Raw genomic sequence first — 25,900 nt, 5'->3', positions numbered from 1 at the left:
AAATGAAAAGCTGCCTTTTCAATATTGAAAAGGCAGCTTTTGTGTTTTAGATGACGTTTCTATTAAGTACCGCTCTCTGCATGCTCAACAGGATTAGCATTCTTTTGATAATTCAATCCCCATACTTCCATCACGCTGATAATAGGGCGCAACGAATTACCCAACTCGCTTAGCTGATAGTCTACCCTTGGTGGAACCTCAGCGTAGACCGCACGGATAATGATCCCGTCATCCTCCATAGCCCGGAGGTTTTGCGTCAATACTTTTTGACTAATATCGGGTATTCCTTTACGAAGCTCGCCAAAACGCTTAACACCTGGAAGCATTTCACGTAGAATAAGCAGCTTCCATTTATTGCCAATCAAGCCTACAGTGGTTGCGACGGGGCATAGGGGTAATTCCTTTTTTGAAATCATGCATGTCCTCCAATAGTTACTTTTAGGTTCCTATATGATATAAAGGTGCCTACTTTCCATATGGCTGTAATGCTTTTATTATAAATGCAAAGAGATGAATTGCAAATGTGCGTTTAAAATAAGGAAGCTTAACGGACATTGGGAATCAACCGATAGAAGCCAGGTAAGTTTAGGAGGTGATGGCGTGTGGGAACAGATTTCTGATTATTTCTTAAATAGTTATCATGACTATATAAATGCTCTGAAAGAGCATATTGCCATTAGCATGATCACATTAATTGTCTCTGCAATTATCGGCATTACCTGCGGATATCTCTGCGTAAAACATAAGCAATACGAAAGAGCGGTAGTCTTTATTTTTCAAGTGCTGCGCGTTGTTCCTAGCTTGGCAGTGATCCTGCTTCTGATTCCTATGATGGGAACTGGAGTCAGGCCGGCCCTGATCGCGCTTGTGCTATTAGCGATTCCGCCTATTCTAATGAATACTGTTGCAGGGCTTCAAGAAGCGTCGCCGTCATTGCTGGAGGCTGCTTATGGGATTGGCATGTCGGATCGGCAGGTATGGCTTAAAATTAAGTTTCCGTTAGCCTCGCCGATGATTTTGACCGGCCTCAAGATAGCTGCGATTGAAGTTATTGCCAGTGCGACCTTGGCTGCTAAGATCGGCGCGGGGGGGCTAGGAGAGATTATTTTTACGGGTTTAGGCCTTAACCGAATGGACTTGCTTTTAATAGGCGGTATTTCGGTTGCTGTACTTTCGATAACGTCGGGACTATTGCTTGATCTCATTGAACGATATTGGTTCAAATATAAACTCGTAAGAAAGTAGGATGAAATCATGAAGAAGCGAATGAACAAGAATTTATTTATCTTAGTTGTAACTGCTTTGGTATTAACGCTAACGCTGACCGCTTGCGGAGAGAAGAGTTCTAAAATAGGCAGCGGTACAACTGTTCGTGTCGGGACAAAAGATTTTACAGAGAACCTTATCGTTGGCGAATTGTATGCAATCGCCCTGGAAGACGCGGGATATGAAGTGGAGAGGGTAGCTAACATTGCCGGGTCTGTCATTCATACATCCCTTGTGAACGACGAAATCGATTTGTATCCCGAATACACAGGAACCGGCTTGTTATCCGTTCTGAAAATGGATATGATCACGGATCCCGAAGAAGTGTATGAGACTGTAAAGGAAGAGTATGGAAAACAATTTAAGGTCACCTGGCTAAACTATTCGGAGGCTAACGATGGGGCTGGCCTTGTCATACGGACGGAAGTTTCCAAAAACCTAGGCATTACCACGATTTCGGATTTGCAAAAACATGCAGCGGAACTTCGATTTGCCTCCCAAGGCGAAGTTGATCAGCGCGAAGACGGCATTCCTGCTTTAGAGAAGGTGTACGGCAAATTGAATTGGAAGTCATCGAAGATCTATGACAATAGCTTGAAGTATGAAGTGCTTCGAAATAATGAAGCCGATGTTGCGCCAGCCTACACGACGGAAGGCCAATTAGTGAATACCGATGAATTCACATTGTTGGAGGACGACAAGCAGGTATGGCCGCCTTATAATTTGGCACCTGTTATTCGAGACAATGTATTACAAGCTAATCCAAAGATTGCAGACATTATCAATAAGGTAAGCGCAGCGCTGGATACCAAGACTATCACCGCTCTGAACGCTAAAGTTGATGTCGACAAAGAGGAATATGAAGACATCGCAAACGAGTTTTATGAATCCATTAAATAAGTGGTTACATGGAGGAGAACATGTCTCTAACGGCAATCGAGTTTAACAATGTAAGTAAAAGATACTCGCAATCTGGGGAATATGTTGTCGATCATGTGAGTTTGGACATTAACGAGGGAGAGTTCATTACCATACTGGGCTCCTCCGGATCCGGAAAAACAACGCTGCTCAAAATGATCAATCGCCTGTACGAGCCTAGCGAAGGGACAATTAAACTGTTCGGGGAAGACATAGCGACAGTTGACCCTGTGAAGGTAAGAAGACGTATTGGTTATGTGATTCAACAGGTCGGGTTGTTTCCTCACATGACAATCGCTCAGAATATCGCGATCGTGCCAAAGCTGTTAAAATGGCCCCAAACTCAGATTAATGAGAGAGTTGACGAGCTTTTACATCTTGTCGGTCTAGAACGGCAAGCATTTAAAAACCGGTATCCTAACCAATTGTCAGGTGGTCAACAGCAGCGGATAGGATTGGCGCGTGCTTTGGCGATCGACCCTAAGATCATGCTGCTCGATGAGCCCTTTGGCGCGATCGATGCGATCAACCGACTGTATTTGCAGGATGAGCTGAAACGAATTCATGGTGGGCTGAAAAAAACTTTCCTATTGGTCACGCATGATATTAACGAGGCGTTCAAACTCGGGACAAGGGTCATCATTATGAACAAAGGTAACCTATGTCAGTTTGATACGCCGCGCAACATTGTGAAGAAACCTGCCGATGATTTCGTTTCCTCGCTTATTCACTCATCAAGAAAGCAAGAACGCTTCTGGGAGGGATTCGATTGATTGAGTACGCTCTTAATCATCCCGAGAAATTATGGAAGGCGCTTTTGGAGCATTTGGAAATGTTGGCAGTTGTCATGATTATTTCAATCATACTCGCTGCGATCTTAACGATTGCAGCCATGAGTTCGAATACCGTTTCTAAAATCATGGTTTATTGTTTCTCGGTAATCTATTCGATTCCCAGCCCCGCACTCTTCGCCCTGTTGATTCCGGTTACGGGAATAGGACCAATGACCGCGATGATCGTTTTAATAGCCTATAACCAATATGTGCTGTTGCGAAATTTTATGGCTGGCCTCCATGAAGTCGATCCTTCCATTGTTGAAGCGGCTGCCGGAATCGGCTTGAGCCGGATGCAAGTGCTCTTTCAGGTCAGGCTGCCGTTATCGACGAAAGCACTCTTTACCGGAGTACGTCTTGCAGTTGTTTCTACGATTGGGATGGCAACGATCGCTGCCTTAATCAACGCAGGAGGATTGGGCAGCATTTTGCTCGATGGACTCCGAACGATGAACGTTTACAAAATTTTGTGGGGCAGCTTGCTGTCCGCAGGGCTTGCGATCGGTGCCAATCTGTTATTGATCCAAATTGAAAAGCGGATATAGATGGTATGAGTTTGCTTCGATTCAGAAAGGGGAGTATCAACAATGAATGCTGTTGTACTAGAAAAACCGTGTGCACCAAAGGACCTGATTGTTCGGGAAGTACCGATGCCAGAGGTAAAGCCAGGCTGGGTCCGCGTCAAAATAAAAGCGTTTGGCATCAATCGTTCGGAGATGTTTACAAGACAAGGCCATTCTCCAGCTGTTAAACTGCCACGAATTATTGGGATCGAATGTGTTGGTGTAATCGACAACCCCTCGGATAGCGCCTTTAGAAAAGGGCAGCGTGTTGTTTCTTTGATGGGGGGGCTAGGACGCGAATTCGATGGCAGCTACGCCGAATATGCACTTATTCCAACAAATCAAGTCTATGCCATAGATAATGGGATGGACTGGATAGAACTGGCCGCGATTCCGGAAATGTATTATACGGCATATGCAACGCTATTTGATTGTCTTCGCCTCACTAAAGGAGAAACGCTGCTTATCCGTGGAGGAACCAGCTCCGTAGGCTTAGCAGCATTGCAGCTTGCCAAAGCCGTCGGCGCAACTGTCATCTCGACGACCAGAGACAGCAAAAAAATAGATATTCTGAAGCATGCCGGCGCCGATGCAGCGCTTCTGGATGATGACCGTTTAACCGAGTCGTTATTGGCCATCGCACCGAAAGGCGTAAACAAATTATTTGAGCTCGTGGGAACGGTTACGTTGAAGCATTCGTTATCACTTGTTTCGGAGCATGGCATTTTATGCATGTCGGGAATCTTAGGCAATAAGTGGGAAATCGATCGCTTCGAGCCGCTGGTTGATATTCCGACAGGAGTGTATTTTACGGCTTTTACAAGCGAACTCGTTAAAGAAGCCCTGCTTGCACAATTATTTCACTTTATTGAGGAACATAAGATTAAGCCGCCCGTCTCCAAAGTGTTCACGCTGGATCAAATCCATGAAGCACACCAATTAATGGAGAGTAATACCGCCAGCGGAAAGATCATTGTCGTTAATACGTGTATAGACGAGTAAAAGGGGGAGCGAAATGAAGGACAATTACCGGTCACGAATAGACAAAGCCAAGGCGGCTTTGGAGGAAACCGATGTTATTTTATTGGGCGGAGGGGCAGGCTTATCGGCTGCAGCAGGCCTTTTATACAGCGGGAAACGATTTACGGATCATTTCGGATCCTTTATCGAAAAGTATCGGTTCACCGATCTTTACACGTCCAGCTTTTATCCGTTTGGAACGCAGGAAGAGAAGTGGGCGTACTGGGCGAAGCACATCAGCCTCAATCGGTATGAAACGGGCCCGACAAATCTTTATCAGGATTTTTATCAGTTGGTTCAAGATAAACCTTATTTCGTCATCACTACCAATGTCGAAAGTCAGTTTGAAAAGGCGGGGTTTGCACCTGAAAAGGTATTCGAAATCCAAGGTAACTATAGTTTCCTCCAGTGCGCGAAAGGCTGCCATAACAAACTGTATTATAATGAACATATAGTTAAGGAAATGATTGAGAAGACGGTCGATTGCAAAATCCCCTCCGAACTTGTACCTCAATGTCCTGTCTGCGGAGGCAAAATGGATCCTAATTTAAGAAGCAATCAATACTTTGTACAGGATGAAAACTGGTATGAGCGAGATGCATCATACAAAGATTTTTTGTTAGATGCCGAAGGGAAGAAGATCGTGCTGCTGGAGCTCGGAGTCGGGTTCAACACACCTGGCATCATCCGTTATCCATTTGAAAGATTGAATTATCATAATGAGAACGCAATTTTAATCCGGTTAAACAAAGACCATCCAGTGGGCATGGAGGAAAACAAAGACAAAACCATGGCGTTCACAGAAGATATGAGAGAAGTTGTCTTAGCATTTATGAAGTAAAAAAGCACGCTGAGGGGGATGAAATATGTCGCAAATATCGTTAAAAGAGTATGCTGCTCCCGTATATCTGAACAATCGTTATACTCCTTCATTACCTTTCTTTTTAGGCAGTAAAGAGGACTTGGTGAGCGAGTTGTTAGAAATGCTCTTAAAAGAACGAGATCAATTAAGGAATTCAGCAATTCCTCAACATTATTCGGGAAAAAGAAACTTACTAAAGGGACTTTTAACTGTCAGAGAACCGGTGCCGTTAGATGTGGACTTCTTAAATAAACTAGACTCCCTTTTGCAAACCGAATTATTTGAAAAAGGCGTAATTGAAGTCGAACAACTGGAGTCGATTATAACCTCTTGTCCAAGCAGCCGTTTTAACCAAGCGGATAAGTTCATTTTATGGCAAGGCGACATTACAAGCTTAGGTGCAGACGCAATCGTTAATGCCGCTAATAAATATATGCTAGGCTGTTTTCAACCCTACCATGCTTGTATCGATAACGCCATCCACTCCGCAGCAGGCCCGCAGTTAAGGGAAGATTGCCGCATGATCATGTCCATTCAAGAGGAGCCTGAGGCAACAGGTACCGCAAAAATTACAAGAGGCTACAATCTGCCCGCAAGATTCATACTGCATACAGTTGGCCCTGTCGTGTCTAAAGGAACAAAACTAACGGAACAGCAAAGGGCAGAGTTAGCTGCTTGTTATCGTTCCTGTTTGGAGCTTGCGAGTGAAATCAATGAGATAAGAACCATTGCATTTTGTGCGATATCCACGGGCGTATTTGGGTTTCCTAAGCATGAAGCGGCCAAGATCACCGTTCAGACCGTTAATGAGTGGTTAAATACCCATGCCCATCATTTTGATAAGATTATCTTTAATGTCTTCAGCGAAGAGGATTACGAGGAGTACCGCCATATTTTTCATATTTGATCTTCAAAGAAAGGGGGAGGCAGACTCGAATGGCAGTTGAAATCAAAGAGATCCTTTCCAAAAAAATTCTAAGCGAGGCCAAGGGTTACCTTGACATCGGATTTACACATTCCTTGAATCCGTACAGCGGCTGCGCATTTTCTTGCAGCTATTGTTACGTAAGAGAAATGCCGATTCAGAAGTTCAAGGAGATACCTTGGGGAGAATGGGTGGACATCAAAACCAACGCGGCTGAGAATTATCGGAATGAAATGTTCAAATTACGGCAAAAAGCCAAACCGGTGAATATCTTTATGTCCTCCGCAACGGATCCTTACCAGCCGATAGAACGAAAAGCTGCCGTTACACGCGGATTGCTGGAGGCTATGCTTGAAAATCCACCTGACTTTCTGCAAATCCAGACACGGAGCCCCCTCATTACGAGAGATCTTGATCTGCTGATGAAATTAAAAGACAAATGCGAAGTTCTTGTATCCATGACGGTCGAAACCGATCGAGAGGATATTAAGCAAATCTTTGCTCCATTCGCGCCTGGGATCAAATTGCGATTAAAGGCTCTAAGAGAAATACATGAGGCCGGAATCTCGACCCAGGCCTCGATTTCTCCTGTTTTACCGTTTACTCCTGATTTTCCAAAAGCGTTGGCAGGAATCGTTGATCGTATTTGGATCGACACGCTAAATATCGGGGATGGTTCGATGGGCAAACGTTCCAAGCGATTAGGAATGCCTCAGTTGTTTGAAGCATATGGGCTGTCGGAATGGTATCGCGTTGATATCCATGTCAGGGTCGAAAAGTATTTTAAGAAGAGCTTTCCTGATGAGATGGTACACGTTTCGAAAAATGAGGCTTTCCCCATTCATTCAAAACGGTAAGATACGAGAGCTTCCCGCGATTCGTGGAGTGGAGGCTAACCCCTTTTTTATGAAGTTGCGTACTGGTATTAAGAAGATGTATTACCTTATACAATCCGTTCAATTAAGAAGCCTACCTGATCAGCCATGACGCGAGGCGGATCAGGCATTTCGTTTTTAAACCACCATTCGACAATCTCAACGTAAGCCCCCGCGACAAATCGAAGAATAATCTCTTGGCGCAAACCGTAATTTTTATCTTCCTCTATATTAACTTCTTCCTTCAATCCTTCCATGACAAAATCAAGGAACTGGCTGCGAAAAGAAACGGCCGCTTGACTAGACAACATCGTAGAGAAAAATAAATAATTGCGTTCAAGATATTCGAACCAGATGAGTCCCCCCTCAATAAAATCCATATCCGATGATGACACACGCAATTCCCGCAGTTCGTTTATGTGTTCTTCGATGAGTTTGTCGAGCAGATCATATTTGTCCATGTAATGAAGATAGATCGTTCTTCGGCTGACATTGGCCCTATCGGATATGTCCTGTATGGTGATCTGATTAAATGTTTTTTCAGCCATCATTTCCATAAAGGCTTTTTTTATCGCTGCTTGCGATTTAATGATTCTTCGGTCCACCTTAGTCATTGTATGGGTCACCCAGCTTTCATAATAATGTTCATTTTGCACAAAATTGTGCAGTAATTCACAGATCCTCGAATTTTAGCAATTGGATTTCAATTGATTCTATCTATAATAATACACAGGTGATACTTAATGTATCATTTGATACTAAAGTAATTGATATGATTTTATCGAAGCAAACTACATTTTATGAAAAGCGAGGAATAATAAAATGGAATACGTGAAACTAGGAAATACGGGCCTGGATGTATCTCGGATTTGTCTTGGCTGCATGAGCTTTGGAATTGCAGAACGAGGATTTTTTCCATGGGCACTGAATGAGCAACAAAGTCGTCCAATGATCAAAAAGGCACTAGAACTAGGTATCAATTTCTTTGATACGGCGAATGTATACTCGAACGGGACGAGCGAGGAAATTACGGGAAGGATTCTCAAGGACTATGCCAATCGGGATGAAATTGTCCTGGCAACCAAAGTTTTTTACCCAACGTCTGAAGGATCAAATGGTGCCGGACTTTCCCGTAAAGCCATTATGAGTGAAATTGATAAAAGCCTGAAGCGTTTGGGAACGGACTATGTAGATCTTTATTATACCCACCGCTGGGATCCAAATACACCGATTGAAGAGACAATGGAAGCCTTGCATGATGTAGTGAAAGCTGGAAAGGCAAGATATATCAGAGCATCCACCTTGGGAAAAGCATTTATGGCTCAACAGCCGATTCGGATCGAATCATCGTTGAACGAGTAGCAGAAATTGCAGCAAAACGCGGTTTACCAATGCCTCAAATCGCGTTGGCATGGCTGCTTCATAAGGAACCGGTAACTGCACCTGTAGTCGGAACAACAGAACTATCTCACATCGAAGATGCGGTGGCTGCACTAAAGATTACATTTACACCAGAAGAAATGGCAATGCTGGAAGAGGCTTATTTGCCTCATCCGGTTCTTGGTATGACATTCTAATAAATAACCATTAAGGGGTTCTAAACATGTGTAACGTATTAATACTTGGCGCAAATGGCGGAATTGCTCGACATGCAATCGATTTATTTCTTAAAGAAACGGATGCTGAATTGACCCTTTATCTGCGAAATTCACGAAGACTTAAGAATATGGAATCTAATCGCGTAAGAGTCATAGAAGGCAATGTGATGGATATTGAAAACCTGAAGGAAGCAATGACTGGACAAGATATTGTCTATGCCAATTTGGCAGGAGATTTGGAAATGATGGCCAAGAATATCGTGGAAGTGATGAAAGCAACTGGAGTAAAACGCCTTATTTTTATCAGCTCCATGGGCATTTACGATGAGGTACCTGGAGAAAAATATGGCAGCATCCTAAATCCATATCGCAAGTCTGCTCAAATTATCGAATCCTCTGACCTCGACTATACGATCATTAGACCCGCGTGGTTTACGAATTCAAACGAAATTGACTACGAGACAACACAGAAGGGCGAGCCCTTTAAAGGATCTTCCGTATCAAAAATGAGCGTTGCAGACCTAATTGTAAAGTTGGCGACAAATCCTGAACATGGTGTTCGTAACAGTTTAGGCATTAATAAGCCCGAATAAGCGTAGAGGAAAAGAAATTAAGCTTGTGCGGGAACAAAGTGAAATGAGGGGGAAAACAATGGCGGGATCCATGAAGTTAACGCTAGACGGAAAAGAATATATAGCGACTCTAAACGATAACCGTACCGTAGAAGATCTTTTAAATATGCTGCCGATGGAATTAACGCTGCAAAGATATGCTGGTCATGAATACTACAGTTCACTTCCGAAAAAGCCGTCAATCAAGGGAGTTCCTATGACCTCTGTTGCACATGCAGGCGGCATTTACTATTATGACGGCTGGAGTGCATTTACCGTTCTTTTTGATGATGCAGATATTGCTCCCTATGAAGTCGTGCATATCGGGGACGTGGATGAGAGAATCATCACTACATTATTCGCAGCCGGTGAAGCTATTCAGGCTAAAATTGAGATTAGCTAGCAAACTCAAGTTGTTGATGAGAGTTTATCATTCAATAACAATTGATCTTACCATGAATTTGATGATCATAAAGTACGGTAATCCATTCTAGTACAAAAATTTGGCACTGGGCAGTTTCTTTCTCCTTAGAGAAGGGGGCTGCGAGTGTCATTTTGTGTTCTGGGAGATTGCGAAGCTGTTGCCGCTGACAATGTCCTGAGAGAGATTCCTGAAGAGGTGAGCACCATTCACATTAATTAGAATGCCCGCTAATTAAGCCGAGAATCTAATTCTAATAGAATATCTCTTGACTTGGAGTTAACTCCAAGTGGGATAATATCAACTAGCTGAAAGTTACAGTCATCGTAGCGAACTATAGTTGATAGAAAATCGATTTGAAAGAAGGGTAATGAAATGGAATATGTAAAACTTGGAAATACGGGTCTTGACGTTTCTCGGCTTTGTCTGGGATGTATGAGTTTTGGTGAAGCCGAGCGTTGGACACATCCATGGGTACTTAATGAAGAGAATAGCCGTCCGATCATCAAAAAAGCTTTAGAGCTTGGAATCAATTTTTTTGACACGGCAAATATTTATTCAGTTGGATCTAGCGAGGAAATGGTTGGACGGATATTAAAGGAGTATGCCAATCGAGATGAAATTGTCATTGCAACAAAAGTTCATTTCCGAATGCATCCAGGACCCAATGGCGCCGGGCTTTCCCGAAAAGCCATCATGAGCGAAATTGATAAGAGCCTCCAGAGATTAGGAACAGATTATGTGGATTTATATCAGATTCACCGCTGGGATTATAATACGCCTATTGAAGAGACGATGGAAGCTCTGCATGACGTGGTGAAAGCAGGCAAAGCAAGATACATTGGTGCATCTGCCATGTATGCATGGCAGTTTCTAAAGGCATTGCATGCAGCCGATAAGAACGGATGGACCCGGTTTGTATCCATGCAAAATCATCTTAACCTCATTTATCGTGAGGAAGAAAGGGAGATGATTCCGCTTTGCAAGGAAGAAAAAATCGGTGTTATTCCTTACAGTCCGCTTGCTTCAGGTCGTTTGGCGCGTGATTGGTCCGAAACAACCCCTCGTTCCGAAACAGACCAAGCACAGAAATGGAAGTATGATGCAACGGCAAATATGGACCGGGTAATTGCAGATCGTGTTACCGAAATCGCAGAAACACGCGGCGTGCCCCGCATTCAAATTGCGCTTGCCTGGTTGCTTCAGAAGCAACCTGTAGCGGCTCCCATTATTGGTGCTACGAAAATATCCCAGCTCGAAGAGGCGGTAGGCGCGCTTTCGATCACGTTAACCCCAGATGAGATTACATCGCTGGAGGAGTTATATGTTCCTCATCCGGTAGTTGGTGCGCAGTAAGACTAGGTTGATAAATTAATAGCCAGCGGCGGATTTTCGGAAGTTTGCTCGAACCGTGACTAGTTTTGGATGAGACAGCCTTCGACAGAAACATTTTCCTCCGCAGCGTCGTTAAATAGGGTACATTCGCCGGACCGCATCCGCTTACATTCTTTTTTTACGGATTCGGCAGAAATACCTTAGGAGGACTGTAATGATGAGGAAAATCGCTCTGGCATTGCTCGCGTTATCGTTGCTGCTTGGATTGGCACTCCCGGCCGCTGGAGCGGCGACGCTTACGACGGAGGAGAAGTTCCAGGTGTTGAAGCGGCAAGGAATTATGACCGGTTTCGAGGACGGGTCATCCCGCCTGAACGAATCTATGTCCCGCGAACAGTTCGCTACCGTGCTCTACAAGCTTCTCGAATTGCCTCACTCCAATACCACGCCAAGCTTCGTGGACGTGCTGAAGACGCGCTGGTCGTTCACGGCGGTCCAAGCAGTGCGAAGCGCGGGCATCATGGTTGGCAAAGGGGGGAACCGATTCGAACCGACCGCCCCGGTGAAGGTGGAAGAGTTGGCCACCGTGCTGATGAAGATTAACAATGTCCCTGCCAACCCGAACGTCGGCTTCGTGGGCAAAGTATCGGCCTGGGCGAAGGTTGCGGTCGGAACCGCGCTTAGCAAAGGCTGGATCAGCCCACGAAACGACTATACGGTCAACGCCACGCGAGGCGTACTTGTGGATGCTATCTACGCGGTCTATACGGGCTGGGGCAGCGCGCTCGACGTGAAATCGGTCGAAGGGCTGAACGTCCAGACGGTTCGTGTAAACCTGAAGGCGAAGACCGAATCGGCGGATATCGGACGATTCTCTCTGCGGGACGATCTCGGCAATGTTGTGCCGATCATTCTCGCGACGGTCGGCGGAGACGGGATGTCGGTATTGCTCACGACGGGCTACCAAATCGAGAACCGCACGCATTACTTGACCATTGACGGCAAGGCATGGACGTACGTTTCACCAAGATCGGATATGGCAAAGCCGACGATAACCGCGTTCGACCGTGTAACGGCTCGCGTCTATGTCCTGACGTTCTCCGAGCCGGTTGACAACAAAACGGCTACCAATGCCGAGAACTACTCGTTCTCCAGCGGGTTGAAGATAACAACGCTGCAGCTCTCTTCGGACAAGAGACAGGTCACGTTCTCCACGTCGAACCAGTCAGATAACGTCCGGTACTGGCTGACCGTTAAAAACGTCAAGGATCTCGCCGGCAACGTCATGGACACGCGAACGGATTTATCCATCGTCGGCAACAATGACGCGATAAAGCCGACGATCATCGATTCGGAATTTAAGGTGAATGCGGATGCGTCATTGACCGTCAAATTCAGCGAGAAGGTGAATCGGGATATTGCTGTGCAGGCAGGACGGTACAGCATAAACGGCTTGGCTATCGTATCGGCGAGCCTGGACAACGAAGGACGTACCGTCACGCTGCGGACATCCGCCCAACAGGACAAGACCGTATACAGCCTTACCGTGTCGGGCATTCCTGATCTGGCAGGTAACGTGATGGATACGAAATCAGGCCTATTGTTCGGGGGCATCTCCAATCCGATCCTGCCGGTGAAGCTTCAGAGCATCGCCGCGGTTAACGAGAACACCATCGAGATCACGTTCGATAGAGATATTAAGGACACGGACGTCGGTTCCTTAGCTGTAACGATTCTCAAGGACAACGGCGCTAATGTCTCGATGGCCGGCTGGAGCAAATACGCTGTCCGCAAGCCGGGAACGAATAGGGTTGTTGCCGTCCAATTCCGCACAGGAACCGATCCGAACCCGGGCTTGTTCCAACCTGGCCACGTTTACACGGCGAGGGTAACGGGCGTATCGTCACTCATCTCGCAGGACGGTGCTAATGAGTCCGCATTCGCGGGAACCATTGCCGCCAATGAGGCTCCTTACGCAAAACAGGTAATCGTCTTGAACCGCACGACGATTAAAGTCGTATTCAGCGAACCGGTGAAAAACGTGAACGAGCCGTACTTCGTTTTGAAGGAACAGGGAGGGGATACCGTCAGTATCGCCCACGACGAATTAAACAACACGGGTGCGGTCGTCACCGAGGTCACGCTGAAGCTGACCAAGGACATGACGCCGGGTCTGGTGTACAATCTCACGTTCAAACCGGGCATTACCGACGCTGCAGGCTTCAACGGATGGAAGACGAAGAACGGCAATGAGGACATCGGCCTTCTTTTTACCGGCATTTAAGAAACGTCTGACGGATCGGAACGCTTCTGGATGAGCGTCCTTCAAACGGCTGCAAGAAACCTTCATCGGGAGGATAGCGAAGCCGGTGGCAGTTGAGACGCCGCCAAAGAGATCGACGCCTGAAGCGGAAATACAAGGATGAAACAATCGGGTACCCATACTTTAAACACTTGAATTAGTGTTTATAGCGATGGGTACTTTTTTGTATATGAGAATGGACTACGGGCGCGATCGTGCGAGTGATTCATGCCTTGGGAGGGTGCGAAGAATGCAATTCTTGCCAAAAAAATCAATTGTTGAACTAATAAGAGCAAGCGCTTAGGTGGCCTGGACATTATTAAGCTAATGGACAGGATATTTTAACAAAATGTGGAATTATTAAATGATCACACTATTATTAATTTTTTGGGGGATTTAGGGGTGAAAATCCAATCGAAAAATGAAAGCTTAATAAAGTTGGTTGGTGTTTTTATTGGTGTGGTTGTTATTACGAAAATAGCATTCTATTTGTTATCAGCTTTATTAATTCCTGAAAGCGATGAGGAAATCCTAGTTGAGATTAAATGGTTAAAATCGTTATGAGTACAACAAACAAAATTATTGTAGGCATACCATGCGAGATATAGATTACAACAATTATTTTTGGCAGGATAAAGCTTTAAGATTGCGTGCAATTCAACCGGAAGATTGGGAAAACCACTATATCAACCGATTCGATACCCCTGCACGGCGTCTTTTAGAGTGTGCTATTGAATTGCCGCCCACGGTTGCGGAAGCAAAATCTTTTGCAGAAACATTTTCTGACTTCTCGTCGAATCGACTTATGTTTACTATTGAGAATTTGGACGGTGACAATATTGGTGGGATCAATCTAAACAGTATCGACGAAAGAAACGGCACGTTTAGCATAGGTATTCAAATAGACAGAGACCATCGAGGGAAGGGATACGGAACAAGGGCCGTAACCATACTTTTAAAATATGCTTTCTTCGAACGAAGACTAAATAAGTTCAACAGTTACGTACTTGAAGGGAACGAAACCTCGGCTGCGATGCTCAGAAAAGTCGGATGTGTTCAAGAAGGAATTCGGCGCCAAGTCTATTTTACTAATGGACGATATTATGATTCCATCTTGTTTGGGCTAACGAAAGACGAATTTGTTGAGCTTCTTTCAAAGACTAAATAGCGATAAATAATATATTTGCCCGAGGCATCCATATAGTTTCTATAACAGAAAAAGGAAATGACTTTATTATGGCTCAATAGGTGAATGGATCAGTAGAAAAAATTAATACAACAAAATTAGTAATGCCATTAATTGAGGTGTCATTCTAACGGACCGCAGCTGTTCCTTTTTTTCATTACGCCACCGTTGAAGAGGCGATGCAGTGCTATGGGATTGACCTGGTGTTAAGGCAAATACGAATCAAATTTGTGTTTTTCGGTATATTAAAGTTATTGACACGACACCATATGGTGACCTATAATCAAAACGTCACTAAATGGTGTCCAATTAGAAGTTATACATTTGGAAAGTTTGGAGCCTGAATAGGTTTCACTTGAAACAATTATGAGGAGGTGTCGAAATTAACGGCTGGCCCTTTGTACCACCAATAGATTTCTACAACATGGAGAGGGTGTTGTGAGCGAGAACAACCAGTTGCGGGATGTGTTTGACGCGATTGCAGATCCAACTAGGCGCCAACTGATTCGTCTGTTAGCAGAGGCAGAGGAGATACCGCTTCATGAATTAACGGCACAGTTTCAAATGGGCCGTACAGCGGTGTCCAAGCATCTGACAATCCTTAAAGAGGCAGGACTAGTACTTGACCGAAAAGTCGGCAGAGAAACGCGATATAGGCTTAACGCTTCACCACTCAGAGAAATTCAAGATTGGGTAGCTTTCTACAGCAATTTCTGGAGCACGAATATGTTGCGCTTGAACCAACTATTAGAGGAGGAAGAAGAATGAGTTTAAAATTAGAGTTGGATTTCCAGTACAGGACATCGATCGAGAAGCTTTGGTCCGCCATAACCGATTCAAGCAAGCTTGCCAAGTGGGTCTTGGAAAATGATTTCGAACCCGTCGTGGGTCACCGTTTTCAGTTTCGCGCTCAGCCGAACGAATACTGGGATGGAATTATTGACGGCGAAGTGCTAATTGTAGATCCGCCAAATCGGTTGTCCTATACATGGGCCGTCGGTGAGGAGAAACACACGGTCAACTGGACCCTGCAGGATTTAGGGGACGGAAAGGTTAATCTCCATCTTGACCAAACCGGATTCTCGAATGTTCAAGGACTCGAAGGCGCTAGGTACGGCTGGAGTAATTGGAGCGGCGAGCTTGAAAAGCTGTTGGCACAATAACCGTATTAGGTACTGAATATCTCTTTCATCAATGCTAACTTAATGAGCACGATAGTTACACTCTGTTTTGACCCGAATCAATATAAACCGGCTGCATGTCGTTTGCAGCCGGTTTATGTCTGCTTTAGACAATCTGACAAGTTCTTGTCATTTCGGATCAAGTTCGCACTAATTTCGTATGGATAAAATGGGAATAGAAGTAGCAATTAACACTTTCGGAAGGATGTTAACATGAGCGAATCTAATCAGGAGTATATCGTAATCTCGGGTGCGAGGGAAAACAATCTTAAGAACGTATCCTTGCGCATTCCCAAGCGGAAGATCTCGATCTTCACCGGGGTATCCGGATCCGGCAAGTCATCGATCGTCTTCGATACGATCGCCGCAGAATCCACTCGATTGCTGAATGAGAACTTCAGCATGTTCGTGCGCAGCTTCCTACCCCGCGTTCCCCAGCCGGATACGGACGCGATTGAGAACCTGAGCATGGCTGTTATTGTGGACCAGAAGCGGTTGGGCGGAGGTTCCCATTCCACGATGGGAACGATTACCGATATCTCTCCCATTCTCCGTCTTCTCTTCTCGCGAGCGGGTCAGCCTTATGTTGGACAAGCGCACATGTTCTCGTTTAACGATCCGCAAGGCATGTGTCCCGAGTGCAACGGGATTGGTCGCAGGTTGGGGGTCGACATGAGCAAGGCGCTTGACATGTCAAAGTCGTTGAATGAAGGGGCAATTATGCTGCCGGACTATTCGTTGAACGGTTGGGAATGGAACATGGTCGTGCAGTCGGGGGACTTCGATCTCGACAAGAAGCTGAGCGCTTATTCGGATGAGGAACTGGAGCAACTGCTGTACGCGAAGGCAAGGAAAGTTAAGATGGATTTCGCCGGTAAAGCAACGAATATTACAGTCGAAGGCGTCATTGAGAAGTTCACCAACAAATACATCAAGCAGGATGTGAAAACGAAGTCCGAGCGCACACAAAAAGCTGTTATGCCGTACATTTCCGAGGGTCCCTGCTCCAGCTGTCGCGGCGCTAGACTCAGTCAGGCCACACTAAGCTGCAGAATCAATGGTCTCAACATTGCGGAGATGGCTTCCATGGAGGTTGGACAGCTAATCCGCGTCATTCGGGAGATCGACATTCCTGTCGCCGTGCCGGTCATCAAATCGCTAACGGAGCGGCTGCAGCATCTGGTGGATATCGGACTTGACTATTTGACGCTGGATCGTGAGACGGATACATTATCCGGCGGCGAGTCGCAACGCGTCAAGATGGTAAAGCACCTGAGCGGCAGTCTGGTGGATGTCACTTACATCTTCGATGAGCCCAGCGTTGGCTTACACCCCCGTGATGTACACAGGTTAAATGAACTGCTTGAGAAACTTCGCGATAAGGGCAATACCGTGATTGTCGTCGAGCATGATCCCGATGTGATCAAGTTGGCGGATCATATCGTCGACGTCGGCCCTCACGCCGGCAGCCGCGGCGGTACCATTGTGTATGAAGGAAGCTTCCAAGGCCTGCTGGAATCAGGTACGTTGACAGGCACCCATATGAAACGGCCGCTCCGACTGAAGAACGATTGCAGGCAGCCATCCGGCAAACTATCCATTAAGGATGCCACGCTGCATAATTTGCGGAACGTAAGCGCAGATATTCCAACCGGAGTGCTAACAGTCGTTACGGGTGTCGCCGGCTCGGGCAAAAGTACGTTGATTAACGAAGTATTCCTTAGCCAGCATTCCGATGCCATCGTCATCGACCAATCGGCGGTAGGCGTGTCCACACGCTCGAATCCCGCGACCTATACGGGCATTATGGATGATGTGCGCAAGGCGTTTGCTACAGCGAACAAGGTCAATCAAGGTTTGTTCAGCTTTAACTCCAAGGGGGCTTGCGAGAACTGCCAAGGGCTGGGTGTCGTGTATACAGACCTGGCATTCCTCGATAGCGTGAAGCTGCCATGCGAAGTATGCGGAGGTAGACGGTTCAAGGAAGAGGTGCTCGCATACAAACTGAACGGCAAGTCAATTGCAGAAGTGCTGGAGATGACTGTGGAACAGGCTTTGGATTTTTTTCAGCTAAAAGAGGTTGTGCGCAAGCTCAAGGCGATGAGCGATGTGGGGTTGAACTATATTACACTCGGCCAGCCGCTCAGCACGCTCTCGGGCGGGGAATGTCAGCGAATCAAGCTGGCAAGCGAGCTGCATAAGAAGGGCAGCATTTACGTATTGGACGAGCCGACGACCGGCCTACATATGTCAGATATCGGTCACCTTATGGAAATCATGAACCGCCTCGTAGATGCCGGTAATACGGTGATCGTCATCGAGCATAACCTCGATGTGATTAGTCAAGCGGATTGGATCATCGACATGGGACCGGACGGAGGCAGCAAGGGCGGCCAGGTGGTGTTTGAAGGCACACCTTCGCAGATCATCCATGCGGAGCAATCGATCACGGGAAAATATTTGATGTAATTATAACTTAAAGTATCGCACAGTGATTGATTTATCGGGTAACGATAGTTCAATTACAATAGGCTCTTCAACAGCAACAGCTGCCGGATCACTACGGCAGCTGTTCGATTTCAGTTAGAAGCGACCAGAAGTAATGGCCCAAGTGAGTTTAGCCGACAATGCCATGGCGGCATTTTTCATTTCAGGTCAGTTAGGGTAATTGTTATTTTATCTTTGAAAAATGGAGTTACATCGTGTATAACAACGAAATGCAGGGTGAGAAGAATATAGTCCGATAGACGAGCCGAACAGGGCACAAATATCGGATCATTCTTCTCAAACAATCTCCATAAAGAACCCGAATATGATTACGCAGAAGATGAATATTATTTTATTGATTCTAATGGAAATAGAATGAGAAGGTTAGAATTAGGAACCTAGATAAATAAATATCTTTAGTTTACTTATAAAGAACATGAAAACGGAGAACTTAATAATTAAACTACACCACGAGGAAATTGCAGAATCCATTGTTACGCTAACGCGATTCGTTAGTTGAAAAGAACAGCTGCGGTAAAGGACATTTTCGTGTCCTATACTGCCGCTGTTCTTTTATGGCCTCAGTTTTGACTGAAACCAGGACGAAGAAGGGCAGGTATGAAATGAAGAGAAGCGCAGCTGTGAAATTAGATGATCTAATTACTGTAATTGAAATTCAGATGGATGAGACCAATACATATATAAACACCAAAACAGGAGAAGTTATAACATTATCTAGAGAAGAGATGAGAGCGGCAGAAGATGAGGATCCACTTGAAAATTATCCAGATTGGCAAAGAGAGAACATTGAACAAGCAATAAAAATTATTGAGGATGATGCCGAGGTTTACCTCTATTTCACATTAAGTAACGATTACAACGAATATGAAATAGTAGAAGAATTTATCGGGACATTAAGCGAAGCAGAGGTTCGAAAAGAATTGTTTGGAGCTATTCAAGGAAGAGGGGCATTTAGAAGATTTAAAGACGGGATCATTGAACATGACGTCGAAAAATTATGGTTTGATTTCAAAGGAAAAAAAGTAAAGGAATTAGTTATTGAATGGTGTGAAGAGAAAGATCTTGAAATAGCAGAATGAAGTTTTAACGTTCTTAGGAGATTTTGTGCATGCAATATTGAAAGATAGGCAGTGGGCAGTATGGACGTAAGAATTCCTGCAATAGGCCAAGGAACTTCGAAAATTGGTGAAAATAAGAATAATGAAAAGATGAAGTAGAGCCTCGAAAAAGGAACACATTATAGATAATTTAACGCAATAGGCTGGAAACGGGAAGAAATTGATCTTGACGAGATTGATTTTAACTTCCCAATCATGCAAATAGGACTAAGTTAACAGGATATCTTAACAATCACCAAAACGAGGTCGCTGGCATTTTCGTCAGCCTCGTTGAGCATCGTGAACAACAAAATAGATTTTTCTTTCCACTATGAAAATGTACCGGTGCGTTATTTTGTACAGTACCTCTTGGCGGCGCGGCAGTTCTTGGTTTATCCTCTTTCTTTACCCTCCCCCCAAAAAAAAATCTTTCAGACCCTGGCAGGTTTATCAAACCATGTGCCGGGGCTTTTTCTGATTCCCGCATAGCCTCCCAATTAACAAATCACCACATCAATCACCACATGTGGTGATGCCGACTCACCACATGAATGTGTATCATTTAATCATGAAAGGAACGACGATGCGGAGATACATCCACAGGAGGAACATGAAGGAGATGCAGAATGAGTCAAACAAAAGTATCAACGGAGGACCATCATGAACTTAGACTTTACGACATTCGCACAAGGAACACTTTGATGTCCTGTGAGTCAATCGGTTTGAGGAATCGTTCGAAAAAGGAGAGAAACATATGAATTCCAATCGTAACACCACAGTTATTAAAGGAAACATCAAAGAAAGCAAAAGGAAGATAACAACCTCGAGCCTCATCCGTTGGGCTGGTCTATCAGCTATGGCGGCAGGGATATTTTACGTGGTTGTTGGGATGTTCCATCAATCTAACATTCTGTCATCAATCACCACCAGCCAATGGGCAATCGTTCACACCTTGGCTACTGCCATGTGCATCTTATTCCTGCTAGGCATAACGGGGCTCTACGCTAGGCAAGCGGAAAAGGCTGGGTGGCTTGGTCTGGGTGGCTTTCTCCTGTATAGCCTCAATTGGGTACTCACTGGGAACTTTACTTTCGCCGAAGTCTCTATCTTGCCGCTGTTGGGGACAGAGGCGCCGACGCTTGCGGAGGGTTTCTTAGGGGTCTTCACCAGCTCCGAAGGCGAGACAGACTTCGGAGTCCTCGCAAATCTATGGACGCTAACAGGGGCCCTGTATATCCTCGGTGGCCTGCTGTTTGGCATCGCGACATTCCGTGCCGGCATCCTACCGCGCTGGCCGGCCGTTCTGCTTATCGTTGGGTCTGTTTTGGGCCCCGTGGTGGCTGTACTGCTTCCACTGGAGCACCAGCCAAAAGTTGCGATTCCGGTGGGGGTAGCTTTGGCTTGGCTGGGCTATGCGCTATGGTCGGAACGGCGTGAGCAAGCCTCAGAAAATGTCCATGGCCGGGCAAGCACGTTCGCAATAAAGTAAAGTCGCTTGAGAGTGCATGACTAGGACAAGCGGCCGTATGGACGCTTGTCTCATTGTGTCCTCGATGCAGTACGTTAAAGTGTTGATGCTTTAAAAACAATTATGAACAGCACTAACCTACTCAAATAAGGGAATCTCCTCATCTCTTTGTCATGGGTTGATTATCCCGTCAACTCGCCATATGCTTATCTTATATTCATGCTAGGAGGGATCATTGTGGAATTATCGATTATGTCATTTAATCTTCGTATCCATGTCGCGGAGGACGGGGAAAATGCCTGGCCTAACCGTATTGAGGCAGCCGCAGAAGCGATTAAAGCGTCTGGAGCAGCCGTTGTATGCACGCAAGAAGGAAGCTTGCCCATGCTGCAGAGCTTAAATGCGCTGCTACCCGAATATGAATGGATAGGGGAGGGCAGGCTCGGCGGCGAAGAGGGAGAGTTTTGCGCAATCTTCTTCCAGAAAGAAAGGCTGAAGCCAGTGGAAAGCGGCACCTTCGGATTGTCCGAACGGCCTGAGCAGCTTGGCTTTAAAAGCTGGAACACCGATTGTCCGCGCATTTGCACATGGGTGAGGCTGCGTCAAATGGACGGGCAGGAATATTTGATTCTTAATACGCATCTGGATCACATAAGCGAGGAAGCAAGGATAAAAGGAGCTTTGCTTATCTTGGACAAGATGAATATAACCAGCGGAGCGTCCGCGATTTTAACAGGCGATTTCAATTGCGAACCGGAAACCAAAACGATCCAGACTCTAAATCAAGCTGGGCTGCGCCATACATACACCGACCTTGATGTATATCCAGGCTGTACTTATCATGGTTTCATAGGCGGCGAAGAAGGTGAACCGATCGATTATATATTCGTTACGCCTAATATTCGGATCATGTCAGTGAATGTCGACAAGGGCAAGTACGGCGGCAAATACCCATCGGATCATTATCCGATTACCGCGACTCTGCAGATATAGCATTTATGGAAAAATAGAATGGATGTTAGGCTGCTAGTCGCACATCCATTCTTTTGTTAATTTCGCTCGTTTGAATGAAGATGGTAATAATGCTAAATTGACAGTTTGAGAGTCAAGGTTATCATTGACTGTATAATTTATGAGGAGGCTCGTTATCTATGCTACATTCCATGCGTATTAGATAAGCTGGCAATAAAAAAGCGGATTTTTTCCACATGTGTGGGCTTTTTTTGAGCTGCTTATTTTTACGTATGTAGACATAGATTGCGATTTGGATAGCGTTTTTGCTATGCCTAGTATCGCCGTGTTCTCTCACGTGATTAATGCAGATCTAAGCCCGCATTATGGACTTGGATCTGTATTTTTTATTGCCTAAAACAATCAGACAATAAAAAATACGGGGAGAATGAACATGATACAAAAAAATTGGAAGCGAAGTTTCTTTACAATATGGGCAGGTCAGGCGGTTGCACTGATTACAAGCTCTGTCCTGCAAATGGCGATTATTTGGTATCTAACCGACACCACAGGATCTGCAATGGTGCTCTCGATGGCAACAATGGTAGGTTTTTTACCTCAAGCCATTTTGGGTACAATGATTGGCGTATTGGTTGATCATTGGAATCGAAAACTGGTTGGTGCAGAACCTCGCGGTTTTACGACGACTTTTCAGAAGTTTGAAATGAAACCGGACGGTATATGGCAGTATATTATGCACGGTCCTGATGGCGTTGATTATCCCAACACAAACGTCATTGTCGAGGTCGTTAAACCTGAGCGAATCGTCATCAATCATGCTGTGTTCCCCATTTTTTGGCGACAGCTATCTTTGAGGATTTAAATGGTGAGACCAAGCTCACTTACAGCACAGTTTTTGAAGAAAAAGCCGCTGTATTTGATAAGGTGAAAACATATGCCGTCCCAGGTGCCGAACAGACCATGGATCGTCTTGAGGAGCAACTGGCAAGTATGTCTTAAAAGTAAGAAACCAACCTCATATTGATGCCATCGGTAACAGCCAACGAGCAGAATCCTTGAACTTAACTTGAAATAAAATTGCTGTTGTTCACACTAAATACATGGTGTAATCTGGTAATAACTTTTATTTAATTAAGTAAGAGAGGACGCTTATTAATGAAGTTCATACTTATATTTGGTCCGCAAGCTGTAGGAAAGATGACTGTGGGACATGAACTAGAGAAAATCACGCCTTTGAAGTTGTTTCACAACCATCAGACGATTGAGCTGCTCGAGCCTTACTTTGGGTTTGGACCTGAAATGTGGAGGTTGGCAGGTTTATTTCGCAAGGAAATCTTTGAACAGATGTCCAAAAGCAATAGTGCCGGATTCATGTTTACCTACGTATGGGGGTTCGATTTACAGGCTGATTGGGAATTTGTCGAACATACCTGCAGCATCTTCGAATCCAAGGGGCACGATGTATGTTTTGTAGAACTCGAGGCTGACATTAGGAAGAGGCTAGAACGTAATAAATCCCTTCATCGTTTACATCATAAGCCGACGAAACGGGACATTGAACGATCGGAAAAGGATTTAATTCATACGATGGAAAATCATCGTTTGAACTCACTGCCTGGTGAGATCACAAGGGAAAACTACATTCGAATTCAAACAAACAATCGAACACCGGAAGAGACAGCAAAATTGATTAAAGAGAGCTTCCAGCTTTAGGGTATTCCACAAACAGGTAACTATAATTTAATAATCCAATGAGTAAAGCTACAGGCATAAATCGGCAGCCCCGCTAAACCACTCAGTGAATACTTCGAGTTTGGAGAACTTTTAAATATGGGGGTATGTATGGGACTTAGCTATGAAACAAATCGCTTAATTCTTAGAATATTTGAAACCTCGGATGCAAAAATGGTTCAAAGCTTAGCTGGAAATGAAGAGGTTTCACGTACAACTCTTTCAATTCCTCACCCATATCCTGATGGTACCGCTGAAGCTTGGATCGAACGTATTCGAAACGCTTTTCAAAAAGGGGAAATCTATTCTTTTGCAATGTTGCAAAAGGAAAATGGGATGCTTATTGGATGCGTAAGTCTGCGTGTTTCTAAAAAAGAAAACCAGGCTGAATTAGCATACTGGGTTGGTCGTCCTTTTTGGGGGCAAGGATATGCCACAGAAGCTGCCCAACATATAGTTGAATTTGGTTTTGAAAAGTTAAACTTAAATCGCATATTTGCTGCTGCAATGACCAAAAATCCAGCATCATACAAGGTTATGCGTAAAATAGGGATGAAGAAAGAAGACAAGTTCCCTAAGCAAATCTTAAAGTCTGGCATTTATGAAGACTTAGTTTATTTTGGGCTTGTCAAATCAGATGTCTATAAAGATTGAACTAGGGGCTAAAATAGGGGAGATGGATATCAATTGAATCAATCCATTTTGAGGGACGGGTTAACGATCATCTCATCCTGCAAAAAAGAAACAGGAGACATTTGGCAGGCTCACTTTGGAGCTGCTGCTATCGGCAGTTATTTTTTCGTTACATCTAATAATCTTAGTCAAGAACTGACTCAAATGGTAATTTCGCAGGCAGGAGCGATGGTGAAAAATATTGTTGGGGCGAACAGCGTACAAAACCGTTACGGTTGTGACGAGCAACCAGCCGTAAATGCTATACTTGAGGCACTTGATAAATCGATCGATCAGTTACATTGGATTGGCCATAATGTAATTTACAGCGCAGCAAGTTTGTTGGCCATTCATGAACTCAAAGGATGGGGAAGTACAGAGGATATATCAGGAATAACCGATCTCATACGCGCATTTGAGAGGACGATTCCGGGACGGTCATGGATTGGGTTCTCTGCATCCGAGGTGAAAAGTATGGAGATTACGGACGAAGAAGGTTTTCCGGCAATATCGAATCCCAATGAGCTTTCAACATTTGTGCTGGAACAATTGGGCGAGTTTCCCGTCATTTACCGCGCTGAATCTCATCATGATTTGATTGGTCATATGCTGACTTTTTCACATGCGTTAAACATCTTGTATGACCTAGGCCATGTCTCCTTTTTTGAAAGAGGATTACCGCCTTTAATGAAGCTGATTAAAGTTCTGCGAACCAGTCATAACGTTAAACCCGGAAATTCAATCAAATTGGTTTCACCTGTTGATCAACTGCCTTTGCAACCGGCGGAACGAGCGAACGTGCTGCCGATCGAGATTAAGTTTTGGGAAAAGGACTATAGAGAGAAAGATTGGGATTATGGACACATATTTAAATTTTCCCATAGTTTTTATGACCATTTACGGCGAATAGGGCAAAAGAAAGAATCATATGTTGAAAACTTTCGGTATATCATTGTTTAATCGCCACACCTCGAATCACGTGGGAAAACGTGTTGAGTATTAGTATCGTACAATACTTTTGAGGGGCATTGTTTGTATAATAATAATTGCTTCCTTGGTTACAATACGGGGTGAAACATGTGTTCATTATAGAAATGTTGTATACTTTATGCAATAAACCTACTAAAAATAATTTTTTATTGGAGGAAATATGAAACTTGGCGCATTCTCTGTAAGTTTAAGTGTAAAAGACATTTACAAATCAAAATTATTTTACGAAAATCTAGGATTTCAAGAGTTCGGAGGCGATCTTACCCAAAATTGGCTCATTATGAAGAATGAAAGTTGTATAATTGGTTTATTCCAAGGAATGTTTGAAAAGAATATTCTGACCTTTAATCCAGGCTGGAATGAAAATGCCGAAAATCTTAATTCGTTTACGGACATTCGAGAAATTCAAAAACAGCTAAAAGCAAAAGGAATCAATTTATTAACTGAAGCAGATGAATCAAGCGAAGGCCCTGCAAGTTTTACTATTGAAGATCCTGACGGCAATTCCATTCTTATAGATCAGCACAGATGAAGTAGAGAATGAATTTGTATGTACATCAGGGCTT

The 25,900-nt window shown here is 44.6% G+C and carries 26 protein-coding genes and 3 pseudogenes; 27 read left to right on the top strand and 2 right to left on the bottom strand.

Features of this window, described 5'->3' with window-relative positions; translation table 11 throughout:
• Positions 1-62: 62 nt before the first annotated feature.
• On the bottom strand, positions 63-416 hold the full coding sequence (locus ACN6MW_RS30245) for a winged helix-turn-helix transcriptional regulator (protein ID WP_419873430.1): 354 nt from the start codon (positions 414-416) through the stop codon (positions 63-65).
• 184 nt (positions 417-600) lie between these two features.
• Between ACN6MW_RS30245 and ACN6MW_RS30240 the strand changes: the two genes are divergently transcribed.
• From ACN6MW_RS30240 to ACN6MW_RS30205, 8 genes are read left to right on the top strand one after another with little or no spacing between them, the layout of a single operon-like run.
• On the top strand, positions 601-1,245 hold the full coding sequence (locus ACN6MW_RS30240) for an ABC transporter permease (protein ID WP_419873429.1): 645 nt from the start codon (positions 601-603) through the stop codon (positions 1,243-1,245).
• A 9-nt stretch (positions 1,246-1,254) separates the two neighbouring features.
• On the top strand, positions 1,255-2,166 hold the full coding sequence (locus ACN6MW_RS30235; protein ID WP_419873428.1) for a glycine betaine ABC transporter substrate-binding protein: 912 nt from the start codon (positions 1,255-1,257) through the stop codon (positions 2,164-2,166).
• A 20-nt stretch (positions 2,167-2,186) separates the two neighbouring features.
• A complete protein-coding gene (locus ACN6MW_RS30230; RefSeq protein ID WP_419873427.1) occupies positions 2,187-2,957 on the top strand; it encodes an ABC transporter ATP-binding protein in 771 nt (256 codons plus the stop codon).
• Positions 2,954-3,562 carry an ABC transporter permease gene (locus tag ACN6MW_RS30225; RefSeq protein ID WP_419873426.1) on the top strand — a complete coding sequence of 203 codons (609 nt, stop codon included), beginning with the start codon at positions 2,954-2,956 and terminating at the stop codon, positions 3,560-3,562. Before ACN6MW_RS30230 ends, ACN6MW_RS30225 begins: the two co-directional genes overlap by 4 nt.
• A 42-nt stretch (positions 3,563-3,604) precedes the next feature.
• Positions 3,605-4,582: a zinc-binding alcohol dehydrogenase family protein gene (locus ACN6MW_RS30220; protein ID WP_419873425.1), complete on the top strand. Its 978-nt coding sequence runs from the start codon at positions 3,605-3,607 to the stop codon at positions 4,580-4,582.
• Positions 4,583-4,595: 13 nt separating this feature from the next.
• A complete protein-coding gene (locus ACN6MW_RS30215; protein ID WP_419873424.1) occupies positions 4,596-5,441 on the top strand; it encodes a Sir2 silent information regulator family NAD-dependent deacetylase in 846 nt (281 codons plus the stop codon).
• A 25-nt stretch (positions 5,442-5,466) separates the two neighbouring features.
• Positions 5,467-6,369: a protein-ADP-ribose hydrolase gene (locus ACN6MW_RS30210; RefSeq protein WP_419873423.1), complete on the top strand. Its 903-nt coding sequence runs from the start codon at positions 5,467-5,469 to the stop codon at positions 6,367-6,369.
• Positions 6,370-6,398: 29 nt separating this feature from the next.
• Positions 6,399-7,244 carry a radical SAM protein gene (locus ACN6MW_RS30205; protein ID WP_419873422.1) on the top strand — a complete coding sequence of 282 codons (846 nt, stop codon included), beginning with the start codon at positions 6,399-6,401 and terminating at the stop codon, positions 7,242-7,244.
• A gap of 86 nt (positions 7,245-7,330) precedes the next feature.
• Here the strand turns inward: ACN6MW_RS30205 and ACN6MW_RS30200 are convergent, their stop codons facing one another.
• Positions 7,331-7,876 carry a TetR/AcrR family transcriptional regulator gene (locus tag ACN6MW_RS30200; RefSeq protein ID WP_419873421.1) on the bottom strand — a complete coding sequence of 182 codons (546 nt, stop codon included), beginning with the start codon at positions 7,874-7,876 and terminating at the stop codon, positions 7,331-7,333.
• A gap of 208 nt (positions 7,877-8,084) precedes the next feature.
• Between ACN6MW_RS30200 and ACN6MW_RS30195 the strand changes: the two are divergent.
• From ACN6MW_RS30195 to ACN6MW_RS30105, 19 genes and pseudogenes are all read left to right on the top strand, one after another.
• Positions 8,085-8,839 (top strand): annotated as a pseudogene (locus tag ACN6MW_RS30195) (aldo/keto reductase).
• Positions 8,840-8,865: 26 nt separating this feature from the next.
• Complete coding sequence (locus ACN6MW_RS30190; protein WP_419873420.1) at positions 8,866-9,453, top strand: SDR family oxidoreductase; 588 nt, start codon at positions 8,866-8,868, stop codon at positions 9,451-9,453.
• A gap of 58 nt (positions 9,454-9,511) precedes the next feature.
• A complete protein-coding gene (locus tag ACN6MW_RS30185) occupies positions 9,512-9,874 on the top strand; it encodes a cyclophilin-like fold protein (protein WP_419873419.1) in 363 nt (120 codons plus the stop codon).
• A 393-nt stretch (positions 9,875-10,267) separates the two neighbouring features.
• The gene (locus tag ACN6MW_RS30180) at positions 10,268-11,248 is read left to right on the top strand and encodes an aldo/keto reductase (RefSeq protein ID WP_419873418.1); all 981 of its coding nucleotides are present in this window, start codon (positions 10,268-10,270) and stop codon (positions 11,246-11,248) included.
• A 193-nt stretch (positions 11,249-11,441) separates the two neighbouring features.
• Positions 11,442-13,511, top strand: coding sequence for an Ig-like domain-containing protein (locus ACN6MW_RS30175; protein ID WP_419873417.1), 2,070 nt, complete (start codon positions 11,442-11,444; stop codon positions 13,509-13,511).
• 369 nt (positions 13,512-13,880) lie between these two features.
• Positions 13,881-14,093 (top strand): hypothetical protein, encoded by a 213-nt coding sequence (locus ACN6MW_RS30170; RefSeq protein ID WP_419873416.1) that lies wholly within the window; start codon positions 13,881-13,883, stop codon positions 14,091-14,093.
• Positions 14,094-14,124: 31 nt separating this feature from the next.
• Positions 14,125-14,697, top strand: coding sequence for a GNAT family N-acetyltransferase (locus ACN6MW_RS30165; protein WP_419873415.1), 573 nt, complete (start codon positions 14,125-14,127; stop codon positions 14,695-14,697).
• A gap of 456 nt (positions 14,698-15,153) precedes the next feature.
• Complete coding sequence (locus ACN6MW_RS30160) at positions 15,154-15,483, top strand: ArsR/SmtB family transcription factor (protein ID WP_419873414.1); 330 nt, start codon at positions 15,154-15,156, stop codon at positions 15,481-15,483.
• A complete protein-coding gene (locus tag ACN6MW_RS30155; RefSeq protein WP_419873413.1) occupies positions 15,480-15,878 on the top strand; it encodes an SRPBCC family protein in 399 nt (132 codons plus the stop codon). Before ACN6MW_RS30160 ends, ACN6MW_RS30155 begins: the two co-directional genes overlap by 4 nt.
• A 231-nt stretch (positions 15,879-16,109) precedes the next feature.
• Positions 16,110-18,365 (top strand): ATP-binding cassette domain-containing protein, encoded by a 2,256-nt coding sequence (locus tag ACN6MW_RS30150; RefSeq protein WP_419873412.1) that lies wholly within the window; start codon positions 16,110-16,112, stop codon positions 18,363-18,365.
• Between the two features lie 641 nt (positions 18,366-19,006).
• Entirely contained in the window at positions 19,007-19,483 is a 477-nt protein-coding gene (locus ACN6MW_RS30145; RefSeq protein ID WP_419873411.1) for a UPF0158 family protein, read from the top strand.
• 772 nt (positions 19,484-20,255) lie between these two features.
• Positions 20,256-20,990: a hypothetical protein gene (locus ACN6MW_RS30140; RefSeq protein ID WP_419873410.1), complete on the top strand. Its 735-nt coding sequence runs from the start codon at positions 20,256-20,258 to the stop codon at positions 20,988-20,990.
• Positions 20,991-21,206: 216 nt separating this feature from the next.
• Complete coding sequence (locus ACN6MW_RS30135; protein ID WP_419873409.1) at positions 21,207-21,962, top strand: endonuclease/exonuclease/phosphatase family protein; 756 nt, start codon at positions 21,207-21,209, stop codon at positions 21,960-21,962.
• Positions 21,963-22,374: 412 nt separating this feature from the next.
• Positions 22,375-22,608: pseudogene (locus tag ACN6MW_RS30130) on the top strand (MFS transporter); the annotation flags it as partial.
• Positions 22,609-22,940: pseudogene (locus tag ACN6MW_RS30125) on the top strand (SRPBCC domain-containing protein); the annotation flags it as partial.
• Positions 22,941-23,096: 156 nt separating this feature from the next.
• Positions 23,097-23,654 carry a shikimate kinase gene (locus ACN6MW_RS30120; protein ID WP_419873408.1) on the top strand — a complete coding sequence of 186 codons (558 nt, stop codon included), beginning with the start codon at positions 23,097-23,099 and terminating at the stop codon, positions 23,652-23,654.
• A 129-nt stretch (positions 23,655-23,783) separates the two neighbouring features.
• Positions 23,784-24,326 carry a GNAT family N-acetyltransferase gene (locus tag ACN6MW_RS30115; protein ID WP_419873407.1) on the top strand — a complete coding sequence of 181 codons (543 nt, stop codon included), beginning with the start codon at positions 23,784-23,786 and terminating at the stop codon, positions 24,324-24,326.
• A 33-nt stretch (positions 24,327-24,359) separates the two neighbouring features.
• On the top strand, positions 24,360-25,304 hold the full coding sequence (locus tag ACN6MW_RS30110; RefSeq protein ID WP_419873406.1) for a hypothetical protein: 945 nt from the start codon (positions 24,360-24,362) through the stop codon (positions 25,302-25,304).
• 190 nt (positions 25,305-25,494) lie between these two features.
• Complete coding sequence (locus ACN6MW_RS30105; RefSeq protein ID WP_419873405.1) at positions 25,495-25,866, top strand: VOC family protein; 372 nt, start codon at positions 25,495-25,497, stop codon at positions 25,864-25,866.
• Positions 25,867-25,900 lie beyond the last annotated feature (34 nt).

It is taken from the genome of Pristimantibacillus sp. PTI5, assembly GCF_048572955.1.
Lineage (GTDB): Bacteria > Bacillota > Bacilli > Paenibacillales > Paenibacillaceae > Pristimantibacillus.
The sequence above is the reverse complement of the archived record's forward strand: the minus strand, read 5'-3'. Positions and strand labels throughout refer to the sequence as shown.

Bases quoted from the DNA above. Each gene is read 5' to 3' on its own strand.
- ACN6MW_RS30245 (WP_419873430.1), bottom strand. From the start codon at position 416: ATGATTTCAAAAAAGGAATTACCCCTATGCCCCGTCGCAACCACTGTA.
- ACN6MW_RS30235 (WP_419873428.1), top strand. From the start codon at position 1,255: ATGAAGAAGCGAATGAACAAGAATTTATTTATCTTAGTTGTAACTGCT.
- ACN6MW_RS30230 (WP_419873427.1), top strand. From the start codon at position 2,187: ATGTCTCTAACGGCAATCGAGTTTAACAATGTAAGTAAAAGATACTCG.
- ACN6MW_RS30220 (WP_419873425.1), top strand. From the start codon at position 3,605: ATGAATGCTGTTGTACTAGAAAAACCGTGTGCACCAAAGGACCTGATT.
- ACN6MW_RS30215 (WP_419873424.1), top strand. From the start codon at position 4,596: ATGAAGGACAATTACCGGTCACGAATAGACAAAGCCAAGGCGGCTTTG.
- ACN6MW_RS30210 (WP_419873423.1), top strand. From the start codon at position 5,467: ATGTCGCAAATATCGTTAAAAGAGTATGCTGCTCCCGTATATCTGAAC.
- ACN6MW_RS30205 (WP_419873422.1), top strand. From the start codon at position 6,399: ATGGCAGTTGAAATCAAAGAGATCCTTTCCAAAAAAATTCTAAGCGAG.
- ACN6MW_RS30200 (WP_419873421.1), bottom strand. From the start codon at position 7,876: ATGACTAAGGTGGACCGAAGAATCATTAAATCGCAAGCAGCGATAAAA.
- ACN6MW_RS30190 (WP_419873420.1), top strand. From the start codon at position 8,866: ATGTGTAACGTATTAATACTTGGCGCAAATGGCGGAATTGCTCGACAT.
- ACN6MW_RS30185 (WP_419873419.1), top strand. From the start codon at position 9,512: ATGGCGGGATCCATGAAGTTAACGCTAGACGGAAAAGAATATATAGCG.
- ACN6MW_RS30180 (WP_419873418.1), top strand. From the start codon at position 10,268: ATGGAATATGTAAAACTTGGAAATACGGGTCTTGACGTTTCTCGGCTT.
- ACN6MW_RS30175 (WP_419873417.1), top strand. From the start codon at position 11,442: ATGATGAGGAAAATCGCTCTGGCATTGCTCGCGTTATCGTTGCTGCTT.
- ACN6MW_RS30165 (WP_419873415.1), top strand. From the start codon at position 14,125: ATGCGAGATATAGATTACAACAATTATTTTTGGCAGGATAAAGCTTTA.
- ACN6MW_RS30155 (WP_419873413.1), top strand. From the start codon at position 15,480: ATGAGTTTAAAATTAGAGTTGGATTTCCAGTACAGGACATCGATCGAG.
- ACN6MW_RS30150 (WP_419873412.1), top strand. From the start codon at position 16,110: ATGAGCGAATCTAATCAGGAGTATATCGTAATCTCGGGTGCGAGGGAA.
- ACN6MW_RS30145 (WP_419873411.1), top strand. From the start codon at position 19,007: ATGAAGAGAAGCGCAGCTGTGAAATTAGATGATCTAATTACTGTAATT.
- ACN6MW_RS30140 (WP_419873410.1), top strand. From the start codon at position 20,256: ATGAATTCCAATCGTAACACCACAGTTATTAAAGGAAACATCAAAGAA.
- ACN6MW_RS30120 (WP_419873408.1), top strand. From the start codon at position 23,097: ATGAAGTTCATACTTATATTTGGTCCGCAAGCTGTAGGAAAGATGACT.
- ACN6MW_RS30115 (WP_419873407.1), top strand. From the start codon at position 23,784: ATGGGACTTAGCTATGAAACAAATCGCTTAATTCTTAGAATATTTGAA.
- ACN6MW_RS30105 (WP_419873405.1), top strand. From the start codon at position 25,495: ATGAAACTTGGCGCATTCTCTGTAAGTTTAAGTGTAAAAGACATTTAC.